The 25,994-nt window shown below is 67.2% G+C and carries 20 protein-coding genes and 1 pseudogene; 12 read left to right on the top strand and 9 right to left on the bottom strand.

Annotated features, from left to right (window positions below):
- Nucleotides 1-19 precede the first annotated feature (19 nt).
- Nucleotides 20-703 (bottom strand): nucleotide exchange factor GrpE, encoded by a 684-nt coding sequence (gene grpE, locus MJO58_RS02980; RefSeq protein ID WP_090599212.1) that lies wholly within the window; start codon nucleotides 701-703, stop codon nucleotides 20-22.
- On the bottom strand, nucleotides 700-2,571 hold the full coding sequence (gene dnaK, locus MJO58_RS02975) for a molecular chaperone DnaK (protein ID WP_090599209.1): 1,872 nt from the start codon (nucleotides 2,569-2,571) through the stop codon (nucleotides 700-702). Before dnaK ends, grpE begins: the two co-directional genes overlap by 4 nt.
- Nucleotides 2,572-2,999: 428 nt before the next feature.
- On the opposite strand from dnaK, the gene MJO58_RS02970 reads away from it, so the two are divergent.
- On the top strand, nucleotides 3,000-4,166 hold the full coding sequence (locus tag MJO58_RS02970; RefSeq protein WP_090599206.1) for a sulfotransferase family protein: 1,167 nt from the start codon (nucleotides 3,000-3,002) through the stop codon (nucleotides 4,164-4,166).
- 1 nt (nucleotide 4,167) lies between these two features.
- On the opposite strand, the gene MJO58_RS02965 is transcribed toward MJO58_RS02970, so the two are convergent.
- Nucleotides 4,168-5,061 (bottom strand): LysR family transcriptional regulator, encoded by an 894-nt coding sequence (locus tag MJO58_RS02965; RefSeq protein ID WP_090599203.1) that lies wholly within the window; start codon nucleotides 5,059-5,061, stop codon nucleotides 4,168-4,170.
- Nucleotides 5,062-5,203: 142 nt separating this feature from the next.
- On the opposite strand from MJO58_RS02965, the gene MJO58_RS02960 reads away from it, so the two are divergent.
- A complete protein-coding gene (locus MJO58_RS02960; protein WP_239721967.1) occupies nucleotides 5,204-6,694 on the top strand; it encodes an aldehyde dehydrogenase family protein in 1,491 nt (496 codons plus the stop codon).
- Between the two features lie 10 nt (nucleotides 6,695-6,704).
- A complete protein-coding gene (locus MJO58_RS02955) occupies nucleotides 6,705-7,655 on the top strand; it encodes an amidohydrolase family protein (protein ID WP_090599195.1) in 951 nt (316 codons plus the stop codon).
- 1 nt (nucleotide 7,656) lies between these two features.
- Here MJO58_RS02955 and MJO58_RS02950 read toward each other — a convergent pair whose 3' ends face one another.
- The gene (locus tag MJO58_RS02950) at nucleotides 7,657-8,208 is read right to left on the bottom strand and encodes a nucleotidyltransferase family protein (RefSeq protein WP_239723147.1); all 552 of its coding nucleotides are present in this window, start codon (nucleotides 8,206-8,208) and stop codon (nucleotides 7,657-7,659) included.
- 216 nt (nucleotides 8,209-8,424) lie between these two features.
- Between MJO58_RS02950 and MJO58_RS02945 the strand changes: the two genes are divergently transcribed.
- The 4 genes from MJO58_RS02945 to MJO58_RS02930 all read left to right on the top strand — a co-directional run bounded on the left by MJO58_RS02945 (nucleotide 8,425) and on the right by MJO58_RS02930 (nucleotide 11,753).
- Nucleotides 8,425-8,931, top strand: coding sequence for a hypothetical protein (locus tag MJO58_RS02945; protein ID WP_420845400.1), 507 nt, complete (start codon nucleotides 8,425-8,427; stop codon nucleotides 8,929-8,931).
- A gap of 23 nt (nucleotides 8,932-8,954) precedes the next feature.
- A complete protein-coding gene (locus tag MJO58_RS02940) occupies nucleotides 8,955-9,452 on the top strand; it encodes a hypothetical protein (protein WP_239721966.1) in 498 nt (165 codons plus the stop codon).
- 97 nt (nucleotides 9,453-9,549) lie between these two features.
- Nucleotides 9,550-10,044 (top strand): oligopeptide transporter substrate-binding protein, encoded by a 495-nt coding sequence (locus MJO58_RS02935; RefSeq protein ID WP_239721965.1) that lies wholly within the window; start codon nucleotides 9,550-9,552, stop codon nucleotides 10,042-10,044.
- 68 nt (nucleotides 10,045-10,112) lie between these two features.
- Entirely contained in the window at nucleotides 10,113-11,753 is a 1,641-nt protein-coding gene (locus MJO58_RS02930; RefSeq protein ID WP_239721964.1) for an Hsp70 family protein, read from the top strand.
- On the opposite strand, the gene iniC is transcribed toward MJO58_RS02930, so the two are convergent.
- The 3 genes from iniC to MJO58_RS02915 form a co-directional block, all read right to left on the bottom strand.
- Nucleotides 11,747-13,246, bottom strand: a complete 1,500-nt coding sequence (gene iniC / locus MJO58_RS02925; RefSeq protein WP_239721963.1) for an isoniazid-induced dynamin-like GTPase IniC — start codon at nucleotides 13,244-13,246, stop codon at nucleotides 11,747-11,749. The genes MJO58_RS02930 and iniC overlap by 7 nt on opposite strands.
- Nucleotides 13,243-15,084, bottom strand: coding sequence for a dynamin family protein (locus tag MJO58_RS02920; RefSeq protein WP_239723146.1), 1,842 nt, complete (start codon nucleotides 15,082-15,084; stop codon nucleotides 13,243-13,245). The genes iniC and MJO58_RS02920 overlap by 4 nt, the downstream gene beginning before the upstream one ends.
- 93 nt (nucleotides 15,085-15,177) lie before the next feature.
- On the bottom strand, nucleotides 15,178-15,819 hold the full coding sequence (locus MJO58_RS02915; RefSeq protein ID WP_239723488.1) for a hypothetical protein: 642 nt from the start codon (nucleotides 15,817-15,819) through the stop codon (nucleotides 15,178-15,180).
- A 39-nt stretch (nucleotides 15,820-15,858) separates the two neighbouring features.
- Here MJO58_RS02915 and MJO58_RS02910 point away from each other — a divergent pair, with 39 nt between their 5' ends.
- Both MJO58_RS02910 and MJO58_RS28705 read left to right on the top strand, forming a co-directional pair.
- Nucleotides 15,859-16,422, top strand: a complete 564-nt coding sequence (locus tag MJO58_RS02910) for a hypothetical protein (RefSeq protein ID WP_239721962.1) — start codon at nucleotides 15,859-15,861, stop codon at nucleotides 16,420-16,422.
- A gap of 42 nt (nucleotides 16,423-16,464) precedes the next feature.
- Nucleotides 16,465-17,715, top strand: coding sequence for a hypothetical protein (locus MJO58_RS28705; protein ID WP_276553185.1), 1,251 nt, complete (start codon nucleotides 16,465-16,467; stop codon nucleotides 17,713-17,715).
- Between the two features lie 204 nt (nucleotides 17,716-17,919).
- Here MJO58_RS28705 and MJO58_RS29020 read toward each other — a convergent pair.
- Nucleotides 17,920-18,138: pseudogene (locus MJO58_RS29020) on the bottom strand (IniB N-terminal domain-containing protein); the annotation flags it as partial.
- A gap of 247 nt (nucleotides 18,139-18,385) precedes the next feature.
- Nucleotides 18,386-18,925, bottom strand: a complete 540-nt coding sequence (locus MJO58_RS02895; RefSeq protein WP_239721961.1) for an Rv0340 family IniB-related protein — start codon at nucleotides 18,923-18,925, stop codon at nucleotides 18,386-18,388.
- A 271-nt stretch (nucleotides 18,926-19,196) separates the two neighbouring features.
- Between MJO58_RS02895 and iniR the strand changes: the two genes are divergently transcribed.
- From iniR to MJO58_RS02880, 3 genes are all read left to right on the top strand, one after another.
- A complete protein-coding gene (gene iniR, locus MJO58_RS02890; protein ID WP_239723145.1) occupies nucleotides 19,197-21,587 on the top strand; it encodes an isoniazid response ATPase/transcriptional regulator IniR in 2,391 nt (796 codons plus the stop codon).
- 136 nt (nucleotides 21,588-21,723) lie between these two features.
- Entirely contained in the window at nucleotides 21,724-24,666 is a 2,943-nt protein-coding gene (locus MJO58_RS02885) for a (Fe-S)-binding protein (RefSeq protein WP_239721960.1), read from the top strand.
- A gap of 30 nt (nucleotides 24,667-24,696) precedes the next feature.
- The gene (locus MJO58_RS02880; RefSeq protein ID WP_239721959.1) at nucleotides 24,697-25,986 is read left to right on the top strand and encodes a pyridoxal phosphate-dependent aminotransferase; all 1,290 of its coding nucleotides are present in this window, start codon (nucleotides 24,697-24,699) and stop codon (nucleotides 25,984-25,986) included.
- Nucleotides 25,987-25,994 lie beyond the last annotated feature (8 nt).

The following is a 25,994-nucleotide window of genomic DNA, read 5'->3' as shown; positions in this document are numbered from 1 at the left end:
GTTGTGCTGATTCTGTGCCTTAACCACCGGAGGTGTCGGCATTTTCGTCGGTGTCGCTCGCGGCGGGGGCCGCGCTCGGCGAGGCGTTGGCTTCGTCGCCCCCGCCCGAGACCGTGTCCACGACGCCAACCAGGGCGTGACGCAATACGTTGTCGCCCAGTTTGTAGCCCTCGCGCATCACGGTGCCGATCACCGGTTTGGAGCCCTCGCCGCCATCACCCTCATGCTGGACGGCTTCGTGTAGCACCGGGTCGAAATCTTCGCCCTCGGCACCGAACGCCACCAGGCCGAGTCCGGTCAGCGCGCTCATCAGCTTGTCGGCAACCGACTTCAGCGGGCCGGACTCCAGGTCACCGTGCTTGCGCGCGCGGTCGAGATCGTCGAGCACGCCCAGCAATTGGCTCACAACGGTGGCCTTGGCCCGATCCGCCGCAGCCTGCTGGTCGCGCAGCGCACGCTTGCGGTAGTTCGCGAAATCGGCTTGAACCCGTTGCAGGTCGGCGATCAGTTCGGCCGCCTTGCCTGCCTCCTCCGGAGTTTCGCCGGCGAATGGTCCGGACGCCGCCCCGCCCGGCGCCCCTGCTGTTTGGGGGCCGGGTGGGACATCGCGTACTTCTCCGGTCTCGGGATCAATCCGCCGCTTGTCGGTGACAGTTACCTGTTCTTGCGGATTGCCATCCCGTTGTTGATCTCCTTGAGTCACTTGGACTCCCGGTCGTCGTCGACCACCTCCGCGTCCACGACATCATCAGCGGAGCCGGATGAGCCGCCGGACTCGGCGCCGCCGGACTGTCCGCCGGCCGCTTGAGTAGCTTCGTAGATCGCCTGACCCAGCGCCTGAGACTCCTGGCCGAGCTTCTCCATCGCCGTCTTGATCGCGGCGATGTCGGTGCCGCCCAGCGCCGACTTGGCCTCGGCGATCGCGCCGTCGACCTTGGCCAGCGTCTCCTCGGGAACCTGCGACCCGCCAGACTCGGACGCTGCGCTCCGTTGTTCAGCGATGAACTTCTCGGTCTGGTAGACCAGCGACTCGGCCTGGTTACGGACATCGGCCTCTTCGCGACGCTTGCGGTCCTCCTCGGCATGCGCCTCGGCGTCCTTGATCATCCGGTCGATCTCCTCCTTGGACAGGCCGGAGCCCTCTTGGATTTTGATCGTGTTCTCCTTGCCGGTGCCCTTGTCCTTGGCCGTGACGTGCACGATGCCGTTGGCGTCGATGTCGAAGGTGACCTCGATCTGCGGGACACCGCGCGGAGCCGGCGGGATACCGGTCAGCTCGAACGAGCCGAGGAGCTTGTTGTGCGAAGCGATTTCGCGCTCACCCTGGAAGACCTGGATCTGCACCGACGGCTGATTGTCGTCGGCCGTGGTGAAGGTCTCCGACCGCTTGGTCGGGATCGTGGTGTTGCGCTCGATCAGCTTGGTCATCACGCCACCCTTGGTCTCAATGCCGAGGCTCAGCGGTGTGACGTCAAGCAGCAGAACATCTTTCACCTCGCCCTTGAGGACACCCGCCTGCAGCGCGGCACCAACGGCCACAACCTCGTCGGGGTTGACGCCCTTGTTGGGCTCCTTACCGCCGGTGAGCTCCTTGACCAGCTCGGTCACCGCCGGCATGCGGGTGGAACCACCCACCAGCACCACGTGGTCGATCTCGGACACCGAGATGCCAGCGTCCTTGATGACCGACTGGAACGGCTGACGCGTGCGGTCGAGCAGATCCTGGGTGATGCGCTGGAATTCGGCGCGGGTCAGCTGCTCGTCGAGGAACAGCGGGTTCTTGTCCGCGTCGACGGTGATGTAAGGCAGGTTGATCGAGGTGCTCTGCGAACTCGAGAGCTCGATCTTGGCCTTCTCGGCGGCCTCACGCAGCCGCTGCATCGCCATCTTGTCCTTGGTCAGGTCAATTCCACTGGTGCCCTTGAACTTGTCGACGAGCCACTCGACGACACGGTCATCCCAGTCGTCACCACCGAGGTGGTTGTCACCACTGGTGGCACGGACCTCGACCACACCCTCGCCGATCTCGAGCAGCGAGACGTCGAACGTACCGCCCCCGAGGTCGAACACCAGGATGGTTTGTTCCTTCTCGCCCTTGTCCAGACCGTAGGCAAGTGCCGCCGCGGTCGGCTCGTTGACGATGCGCAGCACGTTGAGGCCGGCGATCTGGCCGGCTTCCTTGGTGGCCTGACGCTGGGCGTCGTTGAAGTACGCGGGAACGGTCACGACCGCGTCGGCGACGTCCTCACCCAGGTAAGCTTCCGCGTCGCGCTTCAGCTTCTGCAGAATGCGGGCGCTGATCTCCTGAGCGGTGTATTTCTTGTCGTCGATCTCGATGGACCAGTCCGTGCCCATGTGCCGCTTGACCGAACGGATAGTGCGGTCAACGTTGGTGACCGCCTGGTTCTTGGCGGGCTGGCCGACGAGCACCTCACCGTTGCGCGCGAAGGCGACGATAGACGGTGTGGTGCGTGAGCCCTCGGAGTTCGCGACGACCACGGGGTCGCCACCTTCCAGGACCGCGACGACGGAGTTGGTGGTCCCGAGGTCGATACCGACCGCACGAGCCATAGTGATTCCTCCTGATTGTGTAGAGCTTCTTTGGTGCCACTATGCTGAGTGAACCCCGCTCAAGCCTGCCCCCGGGAGAGCCCGCCTGTCAACCCAGTATTGAGTCTGGGTCACTCAACTTGTCGACCATCCTAACGATTGGTGTCGGGAGCTTGTTCCCGGGGGACTTACGATTTTTCTCAAGGTCGCGATTGGCCCGGCTAACAGCAAAGACGGCGCCCATCTTGAATCCGCCGTGTCTTGGCAATGACGTTCTTGTTAATTAGGCATGCGTAAGACAACTGGATGTTAGCGTCCGCACCGAGTTGTACATCTGTTCCAGGTTGTACGTCTGCTCCAGTTTCACCACGAGAAGGGCGAATGGTCATGGCTGATCCGCGGGTCGTCGTTGCGCTTCGCGCAACCCCAGACTGTTGTTCCCACCCGCGATGAAGGCCGGCCGTTCGGCATCGCCGGTAGCGCGGTGGCAAGAGTGGGCCGCGCCGCTGTGGATCGGCTGTAACTTCACCGCCTGGACCCGCCTGCTGATCCGCAACCGCTTCGCCGTGCACTGGAGCCGCTGGCACTACGCGGTGCTCTACACGGGTCTGTCGGTCGTGAACTCTCTCTTGGGGTTGTGCCAGAACATCGTGTTCGGCAAACGAGTCGCCAACACGGCAATCGGACATGCGCCGATCTTCATCATCGGGCACTGGCGCAGCGGCACCACCATGCTGCACGAGATGATGGTGCTCGACGAGCATCACACCGGTCCGACGACCTACGAATGCATTGCGCCGCACCACTTTCTGCTGACCCAGCGGTTCGCCCGTTTCGCCGAATGCCTGACGTCGAAGCATCGCGCGATGGACAACATGGACATGAGCATGGCGCACCCCCAGGAAGACGAGTTCGCCTGGTGCATGCTGGGACTGCCCTCGCCCTACCTCACCATCGCGTTCCCGAACCGGCCCACCCAGGACGAGCATTACCTGGACATGGACAAGCTCAGCGCCCAAGAACTGGAAACCTGGAAGCAGACCTTTTTCCGGTTCGTTCGGCAGGTGTACTTCCGCCGCCGCCAGGCAATCGTCCTGAAGAGTCCGACGCACAGTTTCCGGATCAAGGTGCTGCTGGACATATTTCCACAGGCGAAGTTCATTCACATCGTCCGGGATCCCTACGTCGTCTATCCCTCTACCGTCAACCTCTTCAAGGCGTTCTCTCTGGTGCACGGGCTACAGCGGCCGACTTTCCAGGGACTGGATGAAAACGTCTTGTCCAACTATCTCGATTTGCATCGGAAGCTGGACGAAGGGCGCGAGCTCGTCGACCCGTCAAGGTTTTTCGAATTGCGCTATGAGGATCTGATCGACGATCCCGAGGGTCAGTTGCGCACGATGTACGAGCACCTGGATCTGGGTGACTTTGATCGGTACCTGCCACGGCTGCGGAAATACCTGGACGACAAGGCTTCCTACCGGACGAACAAGTATGAGGTGACGGCCGAGCAGCGCGCGATCATCGCGGACCGCTGGGCCGAGGTCATCGATCGCTACGGCTACGGGGCGGTGGCCGAGGACGCTGCGGTCGAACAGGTAGCCATCGCAAGCTGATTCAGCGGGAGGCGACTTCCTCGATCAACGCGAGGACGGCGCGGGTAGCCGCGCTGGTCGACCGGGCCGCGGACGTGGTGACGAACAATCGCCATTCCAGGTCGTAGTCGCTGACACGTAGGGTGGCCAGGCCGAAATCGTCGATTTCGTCGAGGATGGTCCAACTGAGAAAGCCGATTCCCAGGCCGTTGCGGATGTAGGTCGCGGCCGTACCGAGGTCGGCGACCTCCACCGCGACGGTCCGTTCCACGCCCGCGGCGGTGAACGCGTTGTCGATCACGGTCCTGGTGCCGTATCCCGGTGGGCTGTCGACGAACGACATTCCTTCCAGCTCAGCCAACGCCACCGAATCCCGTTGGGCCAGTGGATGATCGGCGGGTACGACCAGAAGCAGCGGGACGGCCGCGACGAGCCGGGCGGTTAGGTCGGCCGGCGGTGGCCCGGTGAAGACCAGAAAGGCGACGTCGAGATCGCCGTCGCGGAGCTGGCGGGCGAGGCCGGCCGATCCGGCGCTCGCGGCACGCAAGTGCACCGTAACTCCCGGATGCCGGGTGTGCAGTTCGGCCAGCACCGCGGGCATGTCGATCACGCTGATCGACGTCAGAATCCCCACCGTGACGGTGCCGCGGATCGAGCCGCGGGTGGCGTTGACGGCATCCTTGGCCGCGCGGGCGGCATCCAGGGTTTCGCGGGCGCGGGGTCGTAGCTCCTCGCCCGCTGGAGTCAGCTCGACGCCCGCCGAACCCCGGACGAATAGCTCTGCGCCGAGTTCTCGTTCCAGGGCCTTGATCGTCGCGGACACACCCGATTGGACGACGTGCAACTTTTTCGCGGCCTCGGTGAAGCTCCGGTTGTCCGCGACGGCGAGGAAATACTCCAGATGACGCAGCTCCATGCAGCAATTATCACCGCCCGTGCTAGTACCCATCAGAACATTTCGTTGGTCCTGATGCCGCAGGTAAACGTAACGTCGACGACGTCGAGCGTGCCTGACCGCCCGTCGACCGCCCTCACCCCCAACCTTGCTGGACGTGCCAATGACTGTGCAAGCTGCCGCCCTGACCAGAACCAGAACGCGCTGGTCGTCTCCCTCCACCGACGACCAATTCGTCGTCGAGAATCCCGCGACGGGCCGAACCGTCACGGTGGTGCAGGGAGCGGGGCCCAACGAGGTCGACCAGGCGGTGCGCAAAGCCCACGCGGCACACCTGCGCTGGAAGTTGCGGCCGGCTCGGGAGCGCGGGGCCTATCTGCGCCAGGTCGCCGAGGTCATCCGCGCGCATGCGGACGAACTCGCGATGCTCGAGTCCCGGGAAATGGGCAAGCCGATCGTCCAGGCGCGCCAGTTCGATCTCGAAGCGGCGATCTCCATCTTCGAATTCTTCAGCAGCATCGTGGAGAATCTGCCGAACAAGGCGCGGGACCACGACACCGTCCTGGACGTCACGACGCTCGAGCCGTACGGCGTGATCGCGGCCATCGTGCCGTTCAACTGGCCGCCGATCCACACCGCCGGAAAGATCGCTCCGGCACTCGCCGTCGGTAACGCCGTCGTGCTGAAGCCACCGGAGCAGACGCCCTCGGTCGTGCTGCGCATGGTCGAGCTGATCCAGTCGGTGCTGCCGGACCGCGTGGTGCACGCCGTGCCGGGCAAGGGCGAGGTGGGTGCCGCGCTCGCCGGACATCGCCTGGTGGGCAAGGTGTCCTTCACCGGGTCGCCGCGGACGGGTTCGGCCGTGATGCGCAATGCCGCCTGCAACCTGACCCCGACGCTGATGGAGCTGGGCGGCAAGAACCCGTTGATCGTGTTCGACGACGCCAACATGCACGAGGCGCTGATGGCCGCCATCGACGGTGGCTTCTTCAACCAAGGCGAGGCGTGTACCGCGTCGTCGCGAATCTTGGTGCAGGACAAGATTTATAAGGAGTTCTCCGCGAAGTTGTGCAAGGCGGTGACCAAGCTGCGGGTGGGTGACGGAGCCGATCCCACGACGGACGTCGGGCCGTTGGTCACCCGTGCGCAGCAGAAGCAGGTGCTGGACTACCTCAAACTCGGGGTGGCCGAAGGTGCGCGGATCGCCGCCCAGGCGCCGCTGCCCGACGATCCTCGCCTGGCGGACGGGTTCTACGTGTCGCCCACCGTGCTGACCGACGTGACTCCGCGGATGCGGGTCGCCCGGGAGGAGATCTTCGGACCGGTCGTCACCCTGATCCCGTTCACCGAAGAGGGTGAGGCGGTGCGGATCGCCAATAGCACCCCGTTCGGACTGGTGGCGGCGGTGTTCACTCAGGACGGCGACCGCGCGTTGCGGGTGAGCCGGCAGATCCGCGCCGGAGCCGTCTTCGTCAACAACTATGTCCGGATCGCGATCGGCACGGGATTCGGCGGGGTCGGCCACAGCGGATTCGGACGCGAGCACGCCGAGGAGACGCTGGCCGAATACGGCTACACCAAGACGATTCGGTGGGCCGCCAAGCGCGATGAGCTGCCCTACTGGACCGCGGCCAGCCGCGTGCTGGAGACTTAAGGAGAACCCGGTGCGGACCATCGCACTCGAAGAGCATTACGCCACAGCGGGATTCCTGCGCGGACCGGGGAGCTGGCTTGCGTCGCGCGCCGGCGTGATCGAGGCCATCGCCGATCTCGGCGACGACCGCATCGCCGCGATGGACGAGGCCGGTATCGATCTGGCGGTGCTGTCGCTGGCCGCGCCCGGTGTCGAGCAGCTGGACGGCTCGGAAGCCGCCCCGCTGGCCCGCGACTGCAACGACGAACTCGCGGCGGCGGTCGCCCGGTACCCCGAGCGGCTGGCGGGCTTTGCGTGCGTGCCGATCAGCGCGCCCAACGCGGCGGCCGACGAATTGGAGCGGGCGATGCGCACGCTCGGCTTCAAGGGCGCGGTGATCAACGGACACAGCCAAGGTCGCTATCTGGACGACCCGTTCTTCGAGCCGATTCTCGATCGCGCGGCGCGGCTTCACGCTCCGATCTACCTGCACCCGACCATCCCGCCGGCGGGCGTCATCGAATCCAGCTACGCGGGTTTCTCCCCCGCGGTGACGTTCGCATTCGCGACGGTGGGCTGGGGCTGGCACATCAACACCGCCACACATCTGCTGCGGCTGATTCTCGGTGGCGTGTTCGACCGCTACCCGGCGTTGCAGATCGTGATCGGGCACATGGGCGAGGCGACGTCGTTCATGCTGCCGCGCTTCGACGCCACGCTGACGCCGGAATTGACCGGACTCGAACACCCCGTCAGCACCTACCTGCGACGCAATGTGCACTACACCTTCGCCAACTTCAACGACGAAGCGACATACGCCAATCTGGTCGCTCAGGTGGGGATCGACCGAGTGGCGTTCTCGGCCGACTACCCGTTCGGGTCGATGAAGGCAGCCCGCGCGTTCCTGGACGGGCTCCCCCTGAGCGACGACGACCGGGCGCGCATCAGCCATCGCAACGCCGAGAAGCTGCTGGGTCTGTGACTTAGCCGGGCTCGTCGACGTCGTGACCGCCGGCGAGGTCACCGCAGTCGACGATCTCGACGTCGTGGCGGCCGCGCAGATACGTCCCGGCGCCGTTGTCTCCGGAGATCCGGGCCAGCACCTCGGGCCAGTGCCGGCGCGCGATAACCACCGGATGCCCCGGCCGGTCGCCGAAGTACGCGCGCGCCAGCCCGGTGTCCGTGACGCGGCCGAGCACCCGCGCGACGACGTCGGGGCCCACGTCGGGAGTGTCGATCACGTGCACCACGGCGTAGTCGGCGCCCATCCGGTCGGCCTCGGCCAGCCCGGCGCGCACCGACGCGCTGAGCCCGTCGTGCCATTGCGGCGCGGTGATGGCCGTGACGCCGGGCGGGGCCGCGACCTCGGCGGCCCCCAAGACCAGGACGACGTCGGAACACCCCCCGTCGCGCAGCGCCCCGACCGCGATGTCCAGCCAGCCCTCGACCAAGACTTTGGGCTTCCCGTACCGGCGGCCGGCGCCCGCGGCCAGCAACACTCCGGTGAACTGCGCCACACTCCCATGATGCCTCAGGACAATCCGTCGCCACGCGCCTGCCGCGTGGCGATAACACTTTGCTATCAGCGACATTTCAAACGCGCGTCACCTCAGCACATTGCGCCGTCTGCTGCGTAGTCTGCTTCTGATACCTCCGAGATTCGGGAGCGACGCGTGCGGTTTTCGCAGAGGACACGGTGGAGTCTGGCCGGCGGAACCTTGCTGCTTTCGCCCGTATTGGTGCTTAGTCCGATGCTGATCAACGGCTGTTCGTCCGTCATCGAGGGCAGGCCGGTCGCCGCGCCGGGCGCCGGACCGACCGAACCCGCATTTCCCGCTCCGCGCCCGAGCGCCGCGCCGTCGAACCCCACCGGGATCCCACCGACAACGCCGGTCAACCCGAACGCACCGGCCGGCGCCATCCCGCTACCGCCAGACCAGAACGGCTACGTCTTCATCGAGACCAAGTCCGGCGTCACGCGCTGCCAAATCAACAAGGACAGCGTCGGATGCGAGGCACCGTTCACCGACTCGCCCATGCAGGATGGTGAACACGCCAACGGCGTCCACATCACCTCTGCCGGATCCGTGCAGTGGGTGCTGGGCAATCTGGGCGCCATTCCCACCGTCCCGATCGACTACAAGACCTACGACGCGCAGGGCTGGACGATCGAGGCATCCGAGGCCGGCACCAAGTTCACCAACGGGCGCACCGGGCACGGCATGTTCGTAAGCGTGGAGAAGGTCACCACCTTCTGACGCCGGTCAGTACGATCGGTGCCGTGGCAGGCCCACCGGACGACTTCAACAATGAGCCGACGCGGTATCGAGACGTCGGCAGGGGCGAGCACCCGCCCGCCGGTGAACCGCCGCCTGCGCCCGATCAGCCCGACCCGGCGGACCCCCCGCTCCATCCTTTCGACGAGGACACCGAGCCCACCCCGTGGTACCGCAAGCCGGTGGGGCTCCTCATCTGGGGCCTGTCCGTTCTGATCCTGATCGCCCTGATCGTCTACGGCATCATCGAGCTCATCGGAGACAAGGGCACCGGTAACGCCCCCAGCACCCACCCGACGACCACCACGACGGCGCCGACCACCACCACCAGCACGACGACGCCCCCCACGACGACCACAGCGCCGACCACCACAACCGCCACGACTGAGCCGCCGACCACCAGCACTGCGGTCGCGCCGGCACCACAACCCACGCGCCAAGAACCGACGCGTCGGCATCACTGGCCATCGTGGCTACCGACCACCATCCCCGCGATCCCCTAACGAGTTGGTTGCAATTAAGTCAACGTTTGACGGCCGATCCGAACCTGCCCGTGTGGGTCCCACCTCGGCCGACACCGCCCCGCTAGTCTCTGCGACCATGGCAAGGCACGCGCCGGCAGACTATTTCGTCGACGACGAACCGACCGTCTACATCCACTACGGAGAAGACGGCAGCACGGAGCCCGACCCTGACGACCCGATTCCCGGTTGGCGTAAACCGATTGCGTTGGCCGGGTGGGGCGTCCTCATCGCGGTCCTGATCGCGCTGATCGTCTGGGGCATCATCCAGCTCATACATGGCGCCCCGCCGCAGGAGCCGGTAACCAACCCCACCCCCGCGACCGCCACCACCACGGTGCCCCGGCCGTCGAGCACCGCCAGCGTGGCTCCGCCGCAATCGAGCGCGCCGCCGGTCACCACACCCACCGACGCTCCGACGGCGTCCACCGAGGACACGCTGCCGTCGACCGCCACCACCACCGCGACCACGCCGTCGGGCCAGACGTACCCATTGCCACAGCTGCCGTCCGTGATCACGCTGCCCGCGCTGCCCGGGCTACCGACCGAGATCACGCTGCCGCCCGGTCTGTGAGATGGGCTCCCACCTAGACTCGCGGGAACCCACAGCCACTCTTACGCCAAAGCACAGGGGAACGCCAGATGTCCGAGTCGCTCGGGTTGTCCATCGGGACGGCCAATCTGGTCGCCGCCCGTGCGGGTGGCGATGCGGTGACTCGCAGCTCCGTGCTCACCCTGTTTGACCAGCGGGCATCAGAAGTCGGCCTGCCGGAGGAACGTCCAGATGCGGCCGAAGCCGGCCTGGTGATGCGGGGATTCGTCGAACGGGTCGGGGACCGCACTCCGCTGGTGGCAGCCGATGGGACGAAGTACCTGGGCGACGCCCTGACGGTCGAAGCGCTCGAGGCGATGGCCCGGACCGTCGACTACGGAACACCGGTCACGATCGCGATACCCGCGTACTGGTCGCCGGAGCAGTCCACGGCACTGCGTGAGGAATTCTTCGCCCAACCGGGCCTGGCGCCGGGCGGCGTACCGCCGGCGCTGATCTCCGATGCCACCGCCGCGCTCACCGCGCTGCGGGCCGAACCTGACTTCCCCACCGAGGGCATCGTCGCGTTGTGCGACTTCGGCGCCAGCGGCACCACCGTGACGCTGAGCGACGCCGGGTCGGACTTTGCCCAGATCGGGCCGTCGATGCGGTACTCCGAATTCTCCGGCGACGGGATCGACCAACTGATCCTCGATCACATGCGGGACCGCGCCCCGAGCGACACCTCCGGCGGGCTGGCCAGCACGACACGGATGGGATCGCTGGCCCGCCTGCTCGATCAGTACCGCGCTGCCAAGGAGCAGCTGTCGACAGCGACTGTCACCACGGTCCCTGCCGTAACCGGCGAGGATATCGAGTTGTCCCGCAACGAATTCGAGGAGCTGATCGCCGGGCCGCTGAACGATTTCATCACCGGCATCGAAAACATGCTGCAGCGCAACGAGATTCCGACCGAACGCCTGGCCGCCGTGGCCACCGTCGGCGGCGGGGCCGCCATCCCACTGCTGGCCACCCGGCTGTCCGAACGTCTCGGGGTGCCGATCCGCACCGCACCGCGCCCCGCCCTCACCGCCGCCCTCGGCGCGGCCAGCTTCGGTCAGCAGCACCCCGTGCCGGGCGCGGTGCCGAGCCCAGTCGTCGAGACCCCGACGCAATTGGCCGCCGCGGCGCCGGCCGACATGACCCAAGTCATGCCAAACGCCCGGATCGAAGAAGAGCGTCCCCTGGCCTGGTCGGAGGATGACGACGAGGAAGATCCCGTCCCCTACACCGGGCCCGAGCATAGTGGCCAATATGTCCGGGACGCAATGGATTTCGATGACGAAGAACCTTACGGTGCTCCGCCGCCGGTATGGTACAAGCGCACCGCCATCGTCTTGAGCCTGGCCGCCGCGGCCATGGCCATACTCGTTGCCGTGATCCTGGCGTTGACCCTCGGCGAGGAGAGCCCCCGCCCGGTGCAGACCCCGACGCCGACCCAGCCGACCGCCCCGCCGCCCGAGCAAACGGTGACCGTGACCGAGTCGACCGAGACGGTGACCGCGCCGCCACCACCGCCGCCGTCGACGACCCCGACCACCACCGAGGTGCCCACGACGACATATCAGCCGCCGCCCACCACGACCTATCAGCCGCCGCCCACGACGACGGTCCCACCGCCAACCACGACCGTTCCGCCGCCGCTGCCGACCGAACGGGAGCGGCCGCACTGGCCGTGGCGGCGCTACTGAGGCGCGATGTTGGCGCCGTGGAAGTCGGCGACCATCGCCTCGGCGCTGCGCACCGCGGCGCGGCACGCCCTGGTGGTGAATGGGTCGTTGAGCGGATGCTCGGCCCGGCGGCGCCAGCGCTGCGCCGCGGCGAACGCCGCCCGTGGCCCCTCGCCGGGGTTTTTGTTCTCGGGGTCCAGGCCTAGCCGGCTGGCCGGGCGGGTGCCCGATCCGCCGATGATCCGGCGCAGCGACGCCAGCTCTTCGTCATTCAAAGATGTTGGACGAGAGGATAATTGGCTGAGCAGCCGAAGCTCTTCGAATGCGTGCGTGTCGGCCAGTAGCGGGTCGATGTCGGCGATGACGTAGGGCGTCGCGACGATCGGGAACGCCTCTACGAACCGGCGCAACGACACCAGCGCGGTGTGTGCCTTGAGCATGTCGGCGCGTTGCGCGAATTGCTGATCGATGACCTCACGCAGCGCCACCAGCCCACTGCGCTCCAGCAATTCGTCGGCCAGCCCCACCGCGTCGGCGACACCGGTAGCCAACACCGCGAGGGAAATCCGCAGTCCGAACATGCCGAACCGGTCCAGCAATTGGGCACGGGTCGCCGCGTCGACGGGCAGCGGGCTCTCGACACGAACGAAACGGTCCACGCTGAGCATGGCCTTACTGAGTTCGGTCTTGTCGGCCGCGGCCAGCTTCTGCAGGGCGATGAACTCGCTTTGCCGTAGCGTGCGCGCGGTCAGCGCCAACAGCCCCGAGACCGGCACCACGGCTTGGCAGATGCCGGTCTCGTTCATCTCCTTGGTGAACCGCTGCGCGACGTCGGCGGCCGAGAGCATCGCGTCGATGCGGCCCGCGCCGATCTCGTCGGCCCGCGACGCCACACCGATGATGCCCAGCGCGCCCGCGGATCCGCCGACGAGTTGCCCAATCTGCTTGAGCAGGGCGATATCTGCGGCGTTGAGGGTGCGCAGCAAGAAGACCACGGCGTCGACCCGCGGCACCCCGTCGGGGGGCACCAGCAACCTCAGTGTGCGATCGGAGGCCTCACGCGTCAGCGACGACGTTCCCGGGGTGTCGATGATCGTGGTCTCGACCAGCTCTTCGGCGGGCCACTCGACATCCAGATCGGCCACGTCGGCCGGGTTGAGTGTCCGGAAGTCGAACGTCAGCCCGGCGCTGTGGTTGATCGGCACATTGGAATGCCTTCCACCCCAATGGTTTGCGGTAACCTTCGGGGTAGGGCCGTGCCGGAACCAGGTCACGATACGGGTGGCCTCGGTGGCGTCGGTCGGGGCGATGTCTTGGCCCACCAAAGCGTTGAGCAGAGTGGACTTTCCGGCCTTGAGCGTGCCGGCCAGGGCGATGCGAATCGGCTCGTTCAGCCGCGCGCCGATGCGGTCCAGTTCGTAGAAAACTTCGGGCCGGTTCCGGAACGCGGGCTCACCACGGTAGGCCTGGACGGTCCCGCCCAAAATCGCACGGACTCGATCGCTAGTGCTCACACCCGTCCTACGGTCACCTGTGGCGTTAGTTTGTCCACATTGTCGATGACCTGGTTCAGGATATTCAACTGCCGCTCGAGTTCCCGGATCTTGGCGTCGCGTTCGGCTTCTTCCACATGCGCCGCGGCGATGGTGGACTGCAGCGATTCGTTAAGCGAACGGGAGATCTCATTGGCGATGTCGCGGTAATGGTCGCGCAGCGTGCGGTGGATGATCTTGAGCCTGTCGCGAGATTCCTTGCCCACCACGAACGAGACGTCGTCGACGAAGCGCCGCACATTCGTCTTGGCCTCGGCACGCGCCCGCAGCAGCCGGTTTTCCTTGTCCTCCTTGTAGGCCATGCGGCCAAGGATCAGCCCGGCGCCCACCGACAACGGGTTGAACAGGCCGAGCCCCGCCACCGAGGACAACATGCCGATCATCACCACGCCGCCATAGGAACCACGCAGTCCGCTCACCATCTTCTGACCCTTGCCCGCCGGCTTGGACTCCAGGTCGGACACCGACTTGAGCTGGCCGAAGTCCTCGCCCATCGCGCGTTGATTCAGCTCGGGCGTTAGCACTGAATCCAGCCCCGCCGCCGCGAACGAATTCGCCACGGCGTCGGCCAGCTCCTCGGCGCGTTGGTAGGCCCAGACGAAGTTGTCCCCGACAGCGGTGGCCACCGCTTCCTCGACGTCGCTGCCGATTTCGGCCCAATGCCGGGTCGGGTCGCACGAATCGATCTGGCGCTCGATGTCCTCGGTGAGCGCGCGGAACCGGGCCCGCATGTCGTGATCGACGTCAGTGCTCAGGTCGGTGAAGCCGTCATTGAGCACCTGCTGCCACAGCGCGGTCTGTTCCAGCGCGTCCAGCGCGTCACGCTTGCGTCGCTCCAGGTCGTCGGCGAGCCGGTCACGAAGCCCCGGATCGTTGACGACCGCGAGTTCCGAGCCCGCAGCCATCGTCAATTGTTCTGCCGCCGAACGGATATCGCGAAGAACCTCGTCGCGCACCCGGTCGCTCTCACCGGAGAGCACCCGCTCGCTGAGGAACTTCACGATCGCCGGGAAGTTGGATTCCTCGTTGAGTTCGGTGTCATTGGATGTGACGGCGTGACTGCGCAGCAGCGACGAGACCGGCAGGATTGGCATCGATACACCGGCGCGCTGCAAGTGCGCGGTGTTGGCGTCGACGATGTCGCGCCAGTGCGGATAAAGGTCGGTCTTGGTGGCCGCCAATACGGCGACCGGGCAGATCCGGTGCGCCTGCCGGATGAACCACATCTCGGGTTCGGTCAATTCCTGGCTGGTGTCGCTGACCATGATCAGTGCGTCCGCGTTGGGCAGCAGTCCGAGCGTCGCCGACAAGTGCGGCTGCCCATGGCCACCCACCCCCGGGGTGTCGATGAAGGCCAAGCCCCCCTGCAGCAGCGGGCTGGGGGCACCGATCTCGATGCGCAGCACTTCCCGGTTGCCGGCTTGCGGCGCTCGTCGCAGATCGGTGCTGATGTCGTCGACCGGGATGTCGACGGGTACGGGCTCGCCGTTGGGGCCCGCGGCGACGATCAGCCGGGCCGACGGCGGGTCGCCGTGGCTGACGACGGTGATCACGACGGTGGCCTCGTCGTCGCCGACGCGCGCCACCGGCAGGTTGAGCAACGAGTTGAGCAGCTGACTCTTGCCCTGCTTGAGTTGCCCCGCGATGACCACCCGGATCTGCGGGTCGGTGATGCGCTCGCGGGCGCGCACCAGCCGCTGCTTGAGGTCATTGCGGTCGTTGAGTTCGGCGATTGCGATGGTGTGGTCGATCAACTCGACGATCACGCTGACGCGCCTCGGATCACTGGCTTGAGTCACCGCGGTTCCCCCACTTTCTCGCATCAGTGCTTACGGTATGCGCGCGAATCGGCGGGGATCAAAAGATCCCCGCCGATTTGCTGCGTCCACGCGTTACCCGTGCGGGCCGCCGACGTGCGACGGCGACGGGTGCGGTTCCGGCGCGGGAGCGTGCACCGGAGCCGGAGCGTGCGGAGTGCCTTCGAACACCGACGGGCTGTGCGGCGCCGGAGCGTGCTCGACCGGAGCCGGCGAATGCTGCACCGGGGCCGGCGAATGCTGGACCGGGGCAGGTGAATGCTCGATCGGCGCATGCTGGACCGGCGCCGGCGAGTGCTGCACCGGGGCCTGCTGCGCCGGCTCATGGATCACCGGTCCGCCCGCACTGCCGTGGCCGCCGGCACCGCCCGAGCCTCCACCCTGGAAGACCGAGCCGGGGTTCGACGGCGGCGTCGCGTGTCCGCCGACACCGCCTCCGGCACCGCCGCCGCCCTGGATTACCGGGGCCTGTCCAGCAGGCCCGGCCGGGCCGTGAGCGCCGACGCCGCCACCGCCGGCAACACCGCCGCCGAGCGTCGCGCCCTCCTGGCCGAGGATGCCGCCGTGTGCTCCGGCGCCGGCACCCGCGTTGACACCGCCGCCGGCTCCGCCGGACGGAAAGCCACCACCGACGCCGGCCCCCGCGGCACCGTTAGCTCCGGCGTGGCCGCCTAGACCTGCGCCGCCGGTCCCGCCGACTTCAGCGTGACTGCCCAAGCCGGCGCCGCCGGCGACAGCCGCGGATTGCGGTGAGGCGTGGCCTCCCAGCCCGCCCTCGCCGCTCAACGAGCCGGTGCTGCGGGCGCCGCCGATACCAAGGCCAGCGCCACCGGCCGCGGTGGCACCGCCTTGACCGCCGACCCCGACACCCCCAAGCGGGCCGGCGACGTGGGGAGTGGCGGCGCCGTTGAGCGCTGCGCCCTCGCTAGCGATCAACCCCGCCTGACCGCTCGCGCCCAGCGCTGCGTTGCCGCCCACCCCCAGGGCTGCATTACCGCCTGCACCGGCCAGTGCGCCGGCATTGCCGGCACCCGCCAGCTGGCTGCCGGCACCGAAACTGGCCTGGCTCGCGAGAGCGGCCTGACCACCGAAGCCAGTTTGACCGCCCAAGTTGCTGGCGCCGGCCAGTCCACCGCCGGCACCGAACGCGCCGCCGGCCTGACCACCGGCACCGAAGCCCGCCTGGCTCGCCAGACCCGCCTGGCCACCAGCACCAGCACCAGCACCGAAGCCACCACCGAGCTGGCTTCCGACGCCGAAACCACCACCAGCTTGGCCGCCAAAGCCACCACCAACGCCAGCCTGACCACCGGCACCTAAGCCCGCCTGACCCCCCAGACCCGCCTGACCGCCGAAGCCAGCTTGACCGCCGGCACCATAGCCCGCCTGGCTCGCCATACCAGCCTGGCTCCCCAGACCCGCCTGGCCACCAGCACCGAAACCGCCACCGGCTTGGCCGCCAAAGCCACCACCAACGCCAGCCTGACCACCGGCACCCAAGCCCGCCTGGCTCCCCAGACCCGCCTGACCCCCCAGACCCGCCTGGCCACCAGCACCAACACCAGCACCGAAGCCACCACCGAGCTGGCTTCCGACGCCCAAACCACCACCGGCTTGGCCGCCAACTCCAGCACCGGCGCCGAACCCGTCACCGGCTTCACCCCGCAAGCCAACACCCGCGTGGCCCGCGCCGTCGCCGCCAAATCCGCCACCGCCGTTGAATCCAGCACCAGCACCGACCGCGGTGCGACCACCAAGACCAGCCTCACCACCAAGACCAGCGCCGCCACCGAACCCAGCGCCACCCTCAAGTCCACCGCCGGCCCGCAGCCCAACACCCTCACCGAAACCAGCGTGGCCACCAAGACCGCTCTCACCACCAAGACCAGCGCCGCCACCGAACCCAGCGCCACCCTCAAGTCCACCGCCGGCCCGCAGCCCAACACCCTCACCGAAACCAGCGTGGCCACCAAAGCCGCTCTCACCACCGACGCCGATGCCGGTGCGACCACCCAGGCCGACCTCACTGGCCAGACCGAAACCGGTATGTCCGCCAAAGCCGCCACCGAGGCCAAGGCCACTCTCGCCGCCGAGACCAAGTCCTGCGCGGCCGCCGAATCCGGTCTGTGCACCCAAACCGATGCCCGTCAGGCCGCCGCCGCCGAGACCAAGGCCCGTGTGTCCGCCAAAGCCACCTCCAAGACCCAGGCCGGCGTTGATCCCAACGCCCAGACCAAACTCGCCGCCGAAGCCGGTACCGAAGCCGGTGCCATGGCCGAATTCGCCGAAGCCGGGCCGGTCACCCCAGCCATGTCCCCAACCGGGCCGCCCGTCGCCCCAACCATGTCCCCAGCCAGGTCGGTCGTCACCCCAACCATGTCCCCAACCGGGCCGGTCGCCCCAACCATGTCCCCAGCCGGGTCGCCCGTCACCCCAACCATGTCCCCAGCCGGGCCGCCCGTCGCCCCAGCCATGTCCCCAGCCGGGCTCGCCCCAGCCAGGTCCGAAGCCGGGACCAAACCCGCCGGTGCCGGGACCAAAACCCCAACCAGGCTGCAGGCCGAACCCGCCGTACGCGCCGCCGTAGAGTCCGGCGTCGACAGCGCCGAGTAGTCCGCCGCCCACGTTTCCGACGATCGCGCTGCCCAGGCCGAGAACGGCGCCGGCGCCGTCGGCAACCGGGGCAATCGCGTCGCCCACCAGGGCGCCCGCGTCCTGGGCAACTTCGCCGACAAGGCCGACGGGGCCGTATCCGTAGCCCGGGTCGTAGCCGCCATAACCTTGGTCGTAGCCATAGCCGTCATAACTTGGGGCAAAGCCGTACTGGTCGGTCAGCACCTGCTGCAACCCACCGATCGGGTCGCCCGCACCGAGGGGCACGCCCGGGAGAGCGCTGGCCACCGCGGAAGAGAACTGCTCCGGAGCCACGTTGACTAAGCCCGCGTCGGTCATGGCCTGCCCGGGGCCGGCGACGAAAGCGCGGGCCGCGTCCGGGTTGCCAAACAAATCCATGATGTATTGGATCAGCCGGTCCATGATTCATTCCCCTCCAAATCCCTGCGCCGGATCGACCGGCGTCTGCAATACACGCTATGGATTCCGCCCCTGCCCGGAATCGGGGACGGATCCCCCGGCTGATCGGTTCCCCATCGGGATCCATGGGGGCTGCCCGTTAGGGGGTTAGGGGATATGCGGGGTAACCCCAACGCGCCACTAAAGACGCCCTACTGGACGGTGTTAACGCAGCTCGGGACTGCAGGATTGGACTGCGGCAGCCGAAGAATCAGCCGTGCAGGCCGAAGTCGTGGTGGTCGGGCTCGCCGGGGTGCGGGTGGGTGACCTGGTGATCCCAGAGGCCCGGGTCATGGGCCGGGACTCCCCCGTGATCGACCGGACTATCTGGCGTCTCAGACCCCGTGAACTGCACCGATGCCGCCGGAGAGTCAATGCCGAAGGGCCGCGGATCAGCCGGCGGCTGGACGGGCGCGGGGGTCGACGGCGGATGGATCACGCTGCTCGCCGGGCCATGCGAATCGACGATTCCCGTGGGGGTGTGCGGCGTGAATGCATCCAGGGCGGCGGCGGCCGCGCCGCTTGCCCAGACGTTTCCGTGATCGGGGACGGGCACGCCCAAGGCAGGCCCGGCGGGAGTACCCATCGACAGCGAATCCGTCACCATTGGAATCAGGTTATTCACATCGGCGCTGGTCACATCGGTAAGATGAGCATCCGCGATGGACTGCGCGGGGTTGGCCGCATAGCGCGCCGCAGCATCGGGGTCGCGGACCAGCGAAATCACGAAGTCGAGCAATGAGTTTGCCATCGGGCACACCTCCTCGCCGTTCGCTGCCCTTGCCGGCGGCATCCACAGGGGCCGCCCAGTCAATTACCACGATGTTATCGGCCCGACCGAGCGCTGTGATCGGTGTACAACCCACCTGCGGGCCGTCGACATTAGGGGGTAGTGGTTTAGGGGAACCGGGGGGTTACGGGGATGGCTACCCTGATACGGGGGTTGGAGCGGCTATGGTGTGAAACTGCTCCTGACCACCAGCGCAGCACCGATAGGGGGACGCGATGTGAGCGACTCCCCGATGCTCGAACAAGTCATCCAGGCCCTGGCCGACGCGGCGACGATTCCGGTGAAGCTCGTGATCAGTGGCGGCATCGGGACCGGCAAGACCGCGGCCCTGGCCGCCGCGCGCGACGCGCTGCGGGGTGCCGGGCTGACCGTGCTCGCGCGCCCACCTCGGGCCGGCGATCCGCCCGACGCCGCGCGGGTGATCGACGACGCTCACCTGCTGACCGAGCCCGACCTGCTCAGCCTCACCGAGTGCGTCGCCGACCCGCGGACCACGGTGGTGGTGGCCGCCGAGCCGCAGCAGCGCCTGCGCCAGCTGACCGTGGCGATGGAGCGGGATCGACCGCCGATATCGCTGGGCCCGCTTCCCGTCGACGAAGACCTTCTGGCATGCACCGCGGGACTCCCCTTTCTGGTGCGCGCAACGTCCGAGAGCACATCCGCCCCGGCGCAAGCAGCCGGCTTCGCCCTGATCGCGCGATTGCGTCGCCTCGACGAACCCGACCTCGACGCGCTGCTCATCATGTCGCTGACCCAAGAGCTAGGAGCAGCTGATGTAGCTGCGGCACTGGATATTTCGGCAACAGACGCACGCCAGCTCGTAGATCGGGCCCGCGCCAGCGGGCTGATCGAGCCCTCGCACTCGCCCGAATTCCTCCAGCTGGTTCATGGCGCGATCGCCCAGATTGTCGGCAATGCCCACCACCACGAGGTCGAAACTGCACTGCTGCGTTCACAATTGGACATGTCGACGGTTTCACTGCCGTTCGCGTTGCGCCTCGCCGAACACGGGCTCAAAGACGACCGGCTAGCGGCCATCCTCGCTGAGCAAGCCACGGCTGCACGCGGCGAATCTACCAGGGCCGCAAGGCTTTACCAGGCTGCCATTGAGGCCGGCGCCGAAGGGCTAACGTCTCGGGTCGCCGACGCGCTGGCCCTCAACGGGGACTGTGCCGCCGCGGCAGCACTGGCCGACAAGCTGCTGAGCTCACCCGATTCGGCCGAACGCGCTGCAGCGGTTCGGATTTCGGCCAGCGTTGCAGCCCACGAGGGCAGCGCGAATCAGGCGGCGGAATTGTTCAGCTGGCTGGGCCCGCACCCGGACGCACTGGTCGGTGCCGCCGCCGCGATCGCGCTGGCCTCGACCGGTGATCTGGTAGCGGCGCGTGCCGCGCTGCGCCTCAAGGACGCTGGCCCGCCGACGATGGCCGCCCGCACCGCGCGCAGTCTGGCGGAGGGGTTGCTGCTGACGATGGACCAGCCGTATCCGGCCGCGATGACGAAATTGGGCCAGGCCATCACGGCCGAACAGACCGTGAACGAAGTCCTTCCTGACAGTCCGGCCGCTCTGGTGACCCTGGCCGCGATCCACGGCGGCGATCCGGTCCGCGCCCGCAGCGTGATCGGCCGCGCCGTGCGCACCGGCGGTGACGCGCTGTTTGCACCTCGGCACACCTTGCTGTCCGGCTGGATCAAGATGCAGGACGGGCAGCTGTCGTCGGCCAGCGCCGACGTCGCGGCGGTCGGTTCGGCAGGGTTGCACCGGCGCGACGCGTTGTGGGCGGCGGCACTGCAGACGGCGATCGCGCGTCGTAGCGGCGACCCCGGCGCGCTGCAAAAGCATTGGTACGCAGGCATGGAGGTGCTGTCCGAGTACTCCATCGACCTGTTCGCGCTGCTGCCGTTGGGCGAATTGTGGGTGGGCGCCGCCCGAATACGCCAGGTCGAACAGGTGCGCCACGCCTTGGATCAGGCGTTCACCCTGCTGGAATCGCTGGGCAACCCGACCTTGTGGGCAATCCCACTGCATTGGGCCGGCGTGCACGCGGGAATCCTCGCCAACGCGCCGGATTTGGTTGCCCCGCATGGGCAGGCGCTGGGTGCTGCGGCCGGAGCCAGCACCCTCGCGCACGCCCTGTCGGGTTCCGGCCGCACCTGGCTACGTGTCCTGGCCAACCAGGTCGACGCCGACGAGGTCACCGCGTCGGCCCGGGCGCTGTCGCATGTCGGGCTGACCTCGGATGCGACCCGGCTAGCCGGGCAGGCCGCGCTGCAGACACCCGACGGCAGGGTGTCCGGAGCGATGCTGCAACTGGCCCGGGATCTCAAATTGGGCGCGGCCCCAGGCGACCTTCCCACCACCGGGATGCCCGGCGACGAACCCGACGGCACCGCTGCGTCGCCCTCCCACCAGCCAACCTCGGGATCGCCGCTGTCGCATCGCGAACGCGAAGTCGCCGAACTCCTATTGTTGGGCATGCCATACCGCGACATCGGCGCCCAACTGTTCATCTCGGCGAAGACCGTTGAGCACCACGTAGCCCGTATTCGCCGTCGGCTGGGCGCTGGCTCACGCTCGGAAATGTTGTCTATGTTACGTGCCATGCTCGCCCCAGAAGGCTAAGCCGCAGGTCAAAGGCTTTTACGAATCCCAGTTAGGGCAACCTTTCTCGCGGCGTTAGCAGCCCAGATGTCACTATGAGCTAGCAAAGATCGAACGAGTTTTCGTTGAGCGACGATGCAATGGGGAGAGACCTTCGGTGACCACGCAAACGATCATCAGATTGGTGTTAGGGCTGGGCCTGACGGCGATCGTGGCGTTGTTCGCCCTCAAACGCGTCTGGTGGCTCTACCGACTCGTCATGTCCGGGCAGCCGGTCAGCGGTCGCACCAACGACATCGGCACCCGCATCTGGACGCAGATCGCCGAGGTATTCGGTCAGCGCAAGCTGCTGAAGTGGTCGATCCCCGGCCTTGCGCACTTCTTCACCATGTGGGGCTTCTTCATCCTCATCACGGTGTACATCGAGGCATACGGCACCCTGTTCCAACCCAATTTCCACATCCCGATCGTCGGCCGCTGGGATGCACTGGGTTTCTTGCAGGACTTCATCGCGCTCGCCGTGCTGGCCGGCATCATCACGTTCGCGATCATCCGATTGCGCAGTGAGCCAAAGGAACACGGCCGTTCGTCACGGTTCTACGGTTCCCACACCGGCGGCGCTTGGCTGATTCTGTTCATGATCTCGCTGGTCATCGTCAGCTTCGCGATCTTCCGAGGCGCCTCTGTCGTCACCGGCAACTTCCCGTACGGCCGGGGTGCGTTCTTCTCGCACGCCATGGGCGCCCTCATGCAACCACTGGGCGTGACTGCTAACGAATGGATCGAGACCTTCGCTCTGCTGGCTCACATCGCGGTGGCGCTGTTCTTCTTGATCATCGTGCTGCACTCCAAGCACCTGCACATCTTCCTGGCGCCGATCAACGTCACCTTCAAACGCCTGCCCGACGGCCTTGGTCCGCTGCTGCCGATGGAATCCGGCGGCAAGCCGATCAACTTCGAAGATCCAGGCGAGGACGACGTTTTCGGTCGCGGCAAGATCGAGGACTTCACCTGGAAGGCGAACCTCGACTTCGCCACGTGTACCGAGTGCGGGCGCTGCCAGTCGCAGTGCCCAGCCTGGAATACCGGAAAGCCGTTGTCGCCCAAGCTCGTCATCATGGACCTGCGCGATCACTGGATGGCCAAGGCGCCCTACATCCTGGGCGAGAAGACCGCCGAGCCGCTGGAGGGTCTGGACCTCGAGACGGTCGAAGAAGAAGCCCATCACGTTCCGGAGTCCGGCTTCGGCCGCGTTCCCGGCCACGGACCCGAGCAGGTGGCGCGCCCGCTGGTCGGCACCGCCGAGCAGGGCGGTGTGATCGATCCCGACGTGCTGTGGTCGTGCGTGTCCTGCGGCGCCTGCGTCGAACAGTGCCCGGTGGACATCGAGCACGTCGATCACATCATCGATATGCGCCGCTACCAGGTGATGATGGAGTCGGAGTTCCCGTCCGAGCTGTCGGTGCTGTTCAAGAACCTGGAGACCAAGGGCAACCCGTGGGGCCAGAACGCCGGCGACCGGACCAACTGGATCGACGAGGTCGACTTCGACGTCCCGGTCTACGGCGAGGACGTCGAAAGCTTCGACGGCTACGAGTACCTGTTCTGGGTGGGCTGCGCCGGCGCCTACGACGACAAGGCCAAGAAGACCACGAAGGCCGTCGCCGAGCTGCTTTCCATCGCCGGGGTGAAGTTCATGGTGCTGGGCACCGGGGAGACCTGCAACGGTGACTCGGCGCGCCGGTCCGGCAACGAGTTCCTGTTCCAGCAACTGGCAGCCCAGGCCGTCGAGACGCTGGACGGTGTCTTCGAGGGCGTGGAGACCGTCGACCGAAAGATCGTCGTCACCTGCCCGCACTGCTTCAACACAATCGGCAGGGAATACCGCCAGCTGGGCGCCAACTACAGCGTGCTGCACCACACCCAGCTGCTGAACCGGTTGGTGCGCGACAAGAAGCTGGTGCCCGTAACGCCTGTCTCGCAAGACATTACGTATCACGACCCTTGCTACCTGGGCCGCCACAACAAGGTGTACGAGGCGCCGCGTGAGCTGATCGGCTTCGCCGGGGCGAACCTCACCGAGATGCCGCGCAACTCCGACCGCAGCTTCTGCTGCGGCGCCGGCGGTGCGCGCATGTGGATGGAAGAGCACATCGGTAAGCGCATCAACCACGAGCGCGTCGACGAAGCGCTGGCCACCAACGCCGCGACGATCGCGACCGGGTGCCCGTTCTGCCGGGTGATGGTCACCGACGGCGTCAACGACCGGCAGGAAGAGGCGGGCCGCAGCGGGGTCGAAGTGCTCGACGTGGCGCAGATCCTGCTGGGCTCGCTCGAGTACGACAAGGCGACGCTGCCGGAGAAGGGCACCGCCGCAAAGGAAGCTTCGGAAAAGGCAGGCGAGCGGGCCGCGAAGGCCGAGCCCAAGGCCGCTGCCCCCGCCGCGACAGCACCGGAGGAGGCGCCCGCGACGGTTGCGGAGCCCGCGCCCGCCGAGCCCGAGCAGCCCGCCAAGGCCGCAGCGCCCGCGAAGGGGCTGGGTATCGCCGGCGGCGCCAAGCGTCCCGGCGCCAAGAAGGCCGCGGCTCCAGCGGCGCAAGCACCCGCGGCTCCTGCGGCGCCAGCACCGGCCACCGAGGCCGCGGAAGCCAAGACGGAAGCCGCGCCCGCCAAGGGCCTGGGCCTGGCCGCCGGCGCCAAGCGTCCGGGGGCCAAGAAGGCAGCACCGGCCGCCGCGGCCCCGGCGACCGAAGCGCCGCCGGAGAGCACGGAGGCCGCCGCACCGAAGGCCGCGGAAAAAACCGAGGAAAAGACCGAGCCCGCCGAGGCTGCGGAACCCAAGGCGCCGGCCGCACCCGTCAAGGGCCTGGGCATCGCCGCCGGCGCCAAGCGTCCGGGGGCCAAGAAGGCCGCCGCGCCGGCGGCCCCAGCCGCCGAAGCGAAAGCAGAGGCAGCCGCGCCCGTCGAGCAAAAGGCTGAGACCAAACCCGAGCCGAGCCCGGAGCCGTCCGAAGACACCAACGGCGACGCGGCGCCCCCGGCAGCCCCTGTTAAGGGGCTCGGCATCGCGCGCGGGGCGCGCCCCCCGGGGAAGCGCTGATCACAGATTGGCCTCTATCAGCAAAAATCGGTGGACGGCGATGGCACCATTGGTGACGTGACCACTCACCAGGTGCCCGTGCACATCCCCGGCCACCACCGGCAGCGGACCTTCGCGCAGTCGTCCAAGCTTCAGGACGTTCTGTACGAAATCCGCGGCCCGGTGCACCAGCACGCTGCGCGGCTCGAGGCCGAGGGCCACCGCATCCTCAAGCTCAACATCGGCAACCCGGCGCCATTCGGCTTCGACGCACCCGACGTGATCATGCGCGACATGATCCAGGCGCTGCCCTACGCACAGGGTTACTCGGATTCGCAGGGCATCCTGCCGGCCCGGCGCGCGGTGGTCACCCGCTATGAGCTGGTCGACGGCTTCCCGCGTTTCGACGTCGACGACGTCTTCCTGGGCAACGGGTGCTCCGAGCTGATCACGATGACGCTGCAAGCCCTGCTCGACAACGGCGATCAGGTGCTGATTCCCTCCCCCGACTACCCGTTGTGGACGGCGTCGACATCCCTGGCGGGGGGCACGCCGGTGCACTACCTGTGCGACGAGACCCAGGGGTGGCAGCCCGACATCGCCGACATGGAGTCGAAGATCACCGCGCGCACGAAGGCGCTGGTCGTGATCAATCCGAACAACCCCACCGGCGCCGTGTACAGCCGCGAAATCCTCACCCAGATCGTCGAGCTGGCCCGCAAGCACCAGCTGCTGCTGCTGGCCGACGAGATCTACGACAAGATCCTCTACGGCGACGCCAAGCACATCAGCCTGGCCACGCTCGCGCCGGACCTGCTGTGCCTGACCTTCAACGGCCTGTCGAAGGCCTACCGGGTGGCCGGGTACCGGGCCGGCTGGCTGGCGATCACCGGACCCAAGGACCACGCCAGCAGCTTCATCGAGGGAATCAGCCTGCTGGCCAACATGCGGCTATGCCCGAATGTGCCTGCCCAGCACGCGATCCAGGTCGCCCTCGGCGGCTACCAAAGCATCGACGACCTGGTGCTGCCCGGGGGCCGGCTGCTCGAGCAACGTGACATCGCATGGACCAAGCTCAACCAGATTCCCGGGGTGTCCTGTGTTAAGCCGGATGGGGCGTTGTACGCGTTTCCGCGGCTGGACCCCGAGGTCTACGACATCGAGGATGACGAACAGCTGGTCCTCGACCTGCTGCTGCAGGAGAAGATCCTGGTAGGCCAGGGCACCGGCTTCAACTGGCCGGCCCCCGATCACCTGCGCATCGTCACCCTGCCGTGGGCACGTGATCTGTCGGCGGCGATTGAACGGCTGGGCAACTTCCTGACCGCCTATCGGCAGTAAGCGCCTCT

The sequence above is a fragment of the Mycobacterium lentiflavum genome, from assembly GCF_022374895.2.
In the GTDB taxonomy this organism is placed as follows: Bacteria; Actinomycetota; Actinomycetes; order Mycobacteriales; family Mycobacteriaceae; genus Mycobacterium; species Mycobacterium lentiflavum.
This window is presented reverse-complemented; position numbering and strand designations above follow the sequence as displayed.

Bases quoted from the DNA above. Each gene is read 5' to 3' on its own strand.
- dnaK (WP_090599209.1), bottom strand. From the start codon at position 2,571: ATGGCTCGTGCGGTCGGTATCGACCTCGGGACCACCAACTCCGTCGTC.
- MJO58_RS02970 (WP_090599206.1), top strand. From the start codon at position 3,000: ATGAAGGCCGGCCGTTCGGCATCGCCGGTAGCGCGGTGGCAAGAGTGG.
- MJO58_RS02965 (WP_090599203.1), bottom strand. From the start codon at position 5,061: ATGGAGCTGCGTCATCTGGAGTATTTCCTCGCCGTCGCGGACAACCGG.
- MJO58_RS02960 (WP_239721967.1), top strand. From the start codon at position 5,204: ATGACTGTGCAAGCTGCCGCCCTGACCAGAACCAGAACGCGCTGGTCG.
- MJO58_RS02945 (WP_420845400.1), top strand. From the start codon at position 8,425: ATGCTGATCAACGGCTGTTCGTCCGTCATCGAGGGCAGGCCGGTCGCC.
- MJO58_RS02935 (WP_239721965.1), top strand. From the start codon at position 9,550: ATGGCAAGGCACGCGCCGGCAGACTATTTCGTCGACGACGAACCGACC.
- MJO58_RS02930 (WP_239721964.1), top strand. From the start codon at position 10,113: ATGTCCGAGTCGCTCGGGTTGTCCATCGGGACGGCCAATCTGGTCGCC.
- MJO58_RS02895 (WP_239721961.1), bottom strand. From the start codon at position 18,925: ATGGCAAACTCATTGCTCGACTTCGTGATTTCGCTGGTCCGCGACCCC.
- iniR (WP_239723145.1), top strand. From the start codon at position 19,197: ATGCTCGAACAAGTCATCCAGGCCCTGGCCGACGCGGCGACGATTCCG.